3 protein-coding genes and 1 pseudogene are annotated in these 2422 nt (G+C 66.7%); 3 read left to right on the plus strand and 1 reads right to left on the minus strand.

The window, feature by feature from the left end:
* Positions 1 to 240, plus strand: a pseudogene (locus VIR62_RS08850) (lycopene beta-cyclase CrtY); the annotation flags it as partial.
* Here VIR62_RS08850 and VIR62_RS08855 read toward each other — a convergent pair.
* Positions 241 to 660, minus strand: coding sequence for a hypothetical protein (locus VIR62_RS08855; protein WP_431870500.1), 420 nt, complete (start codon positions 658 to 660; stop codon positions 241 to 243).
* A gap of 133 nt (positions 661 to 793) precedes the next feature.
* Here VIR62_RS08855 and sucC point away from each other — a divergent pair, with 133 nt between their 5' ends.
* Both sucC and VIR62_RS08865 read left to right on the plus strand, forming a co-directional pair.
* Positions 794 to 1999, plus strand: a complete 1206-nt coding sequence (gene sucC, locus VIR62_RS08860; protein WP_431870502.1) for an ADP-forming succinate--CoA ligase subunit beta — start codon at positions 794 to 796, stop codon at positions 1997 to 1999.
* Positions 2000 to 2088: 89 nt separating this feature from the next.
* On the plus strand, positions 2089 to 2422 hold a 334-nt coding region (locus VIR62_RS08865; protein ID WP_431870504.1), incomplete at its 3' end, for an electron transfer flavoprotein subunit beta/FixA family protein.

Genomic DNA, 2422 nt, shown 5'->3' on the forward strand with positions numbered 1-2422 from the left:
CTCACACAGCAACAGGATTATAGCGGCGGCGCGCTTCACGACCTGTTCGAGGGCCTCGCCGCGACGCTCTGGCGCAAGCGGGACTTTTACCGCGCCTTCAACAAGAAGCTGTTCGAGACGGCACCGGTCGATCGGCTCGCCCTGTTCGAGCGCCTCAACAGCCTCGATCCGGGTGCGATGGCCCGATTCCACGGCGGCCAGTCGACCCTGCTCGATCGCCGGCAGATCTCCCGCCTCTGATCAGGGCCGCGCGACCAGCGCCTCCAGCGCATCGGCGATCCGCTTGCGCTCGCGAAGGCCGCGCCACAGCATCAGGCTGGCGAGCGCGGCGAGGCCGACCAGCGCCAGCAGCGCATAGGTGATCGCCTCCAACCACCGCGCCGCTTCGCCAGCGGCGGGGGCCGGCGAAGCGCCGGAAGCCCTCGGCGCGCCCTGCCCGCCGGTCTCCTCCGCGGATTCCATCTTTGGCGCCGCCGCCTCGGGCTCAGCCTCCGGCAGCGGCGGCGGCTTGGCTATCCGAGGTTGAGTCTCCAGCCCCATCCGGGTTTCGATGCTGCCCGAGGGGATGGCGGCGATGGAGCCGATGAGGGAGAGCGTCACCATCCCGGAGAGCACCAGCATCACGACGCGCGCGATCCAGTCAAGCGGGTCGCTTGTCATTCGATCGCGCCGATGTCGTCGCGGATCACGGGCATGGCGTCCCTATAGCAAGACGGGCGAGCGGCTTCCATTCGCCGCGCCGCTGTGCTTAAGACCGCCGCGAATTGCCCAAGCTCAAGGATTCCCTCCTCCCATGAACATCCACGAATATCAGGCCAAGGAATTGCTCTCGAAATTCGGAGTCGCGGTTCCGGCGGGGATCGCCGCGATGAGCGTCGAGGAAGCGGTCGCCGCCACCGGCAAGCTCCCCGGTCCGCTCTATGTCGTCAAGGCGCAGATCCACGCCGGCGGGCGCGGCAAGGGCAAGTTCAAGGAGTTGGGGCCGGACGCCAAGGGCGGCGTGCGCCTCGCCCGGTCGGAAGACGAAGTCCGGGCGGCCGCGTCGGACATGCTCGGCAACACGCTGGTGACGATCCAGACCGGGCCGGAAGGCAAGGAGGTGAGCCGCCTCTACGTCACCGACGGCGTCGACATCGCCAAGGAATTCTACCTCGCCCTGCTCGTCGATCGCACCACGGGACGGATCGCGATCGTCGCGTCGACCGAGGGTGGGATGGACATCGAGGAAGTCGCGCATTCGACGCCGGAGAAGATCCACACCATCACGATCGACCCGGCCACCGGCCTGATGCCGCATCACGGCCGCTCGGTCGCCGCCGCGCTGGAGCTGACCGGCGACCTCGCCAAGCAGGCGCAGAAGATGCTCGCCAAGCTCTACGATGCCTTCCTCGGCACCGACGCGAGCCAGATCGAAATCAACCCGCTCGCCGTGACCGACGACGGCAAGCTGCTGGTGCTCGACGCCAAGGTCGGCTTCGATTCCAACGCCATGTTCCGCCACCCGGACCTCGAGGCGCTGCGCGACGAGAGCGAGGAGGATCCGATGGAGCTCGAAGCCTCCCGGCACGACCTCGCCTACATCAAGCTCGACGGCAATATCGGCTGCATGGTGAACGGCGCCGGCCTCGCCATGGCGACGATGGACATCATCAAGCTGAACGGCGCCTTCCCGGCCAACTTCCTCGACGTCGGCGGCGGTGCCAACAAGGAGAAGGTGACGGCGGCGTTCAAGATCATCCTCTCCGACCCCGCGGTGCACGGCATCCTCGTCAACATCTTCGGCGGCATCATGCGCTGCGACATCATCGCCGAGGGGATCGTCGAGGCGGCGCGGGAGGTGCACCTCTCCGTGCCGCTGGTCGTCCGCCTCGAAGGCACCAATGTCGAGGAAGGAAAAGCCATCCTCGCCGAAAGCGGCCTTCCCATCGTCCCGGCGAACGACTTGGGCGATGCCGCCAGGAAGATCGTCGAGCAGGTGAAGGAACTGGAGGCGGCGTAACACCGTCACCCCAGCGAAGACTGGGATCCATTGAGTCTCAGCATGGATGCCAGCCTGCGCTGGCATGAGGTGAAAGAGAAGGAACGAGCATGAAGCTGCTGGTCCCCGTGAAGCGGGTCATCGATTTCAACGTGAAGCCGCGGGTGAAGGCGGACGGGTCTGGGGTCGACCTGGCCAACGTCAAGATGAGCATGAACCCGTTCGACGAGATCGCGGTCGAGGAAGCGATCCGCCTGAAGGAAAAGGGCGTCGCGACCGAGATCGTGGTGGTCTCGATCGGCCCGGCCAAGGCGCAGGAGACGCTGCGCACCGCGCTGGCGATGGGCGCCGATCGGGCGATTTTGGTCGCGACCGACGCCGAGGTTGAGCCGCTGGGCGTCGCCAAGCTGTTGAAGGCCATCGCCGACGAGGAGCAGCCGGGGA

Source organism: Allosphingosinicella sp. (assembly GCF_036570505.1).
Taxonomy (GTDB): Bacteria; Pseudomonadota; Alphaproteobacteria; order Sphingomonadales; family Sphingomonadaceae; genus Allosphingosinicella.

Coding starts and splice junctions, on each gene's coding strand:
- VIR62_RS08855 (WP_431870500.1), bottom strand. CDS start 660: ATGACAAGCGACCCGCTTGACTGGATCGCGCGCGTCGTGATGCTGGTG.
- sucC (WP_431870502.1), top strand. CDS start 794: ATGAACATCCACGAATATCAGGCCAAGGAATTGCTCTCGAAATTCGGA.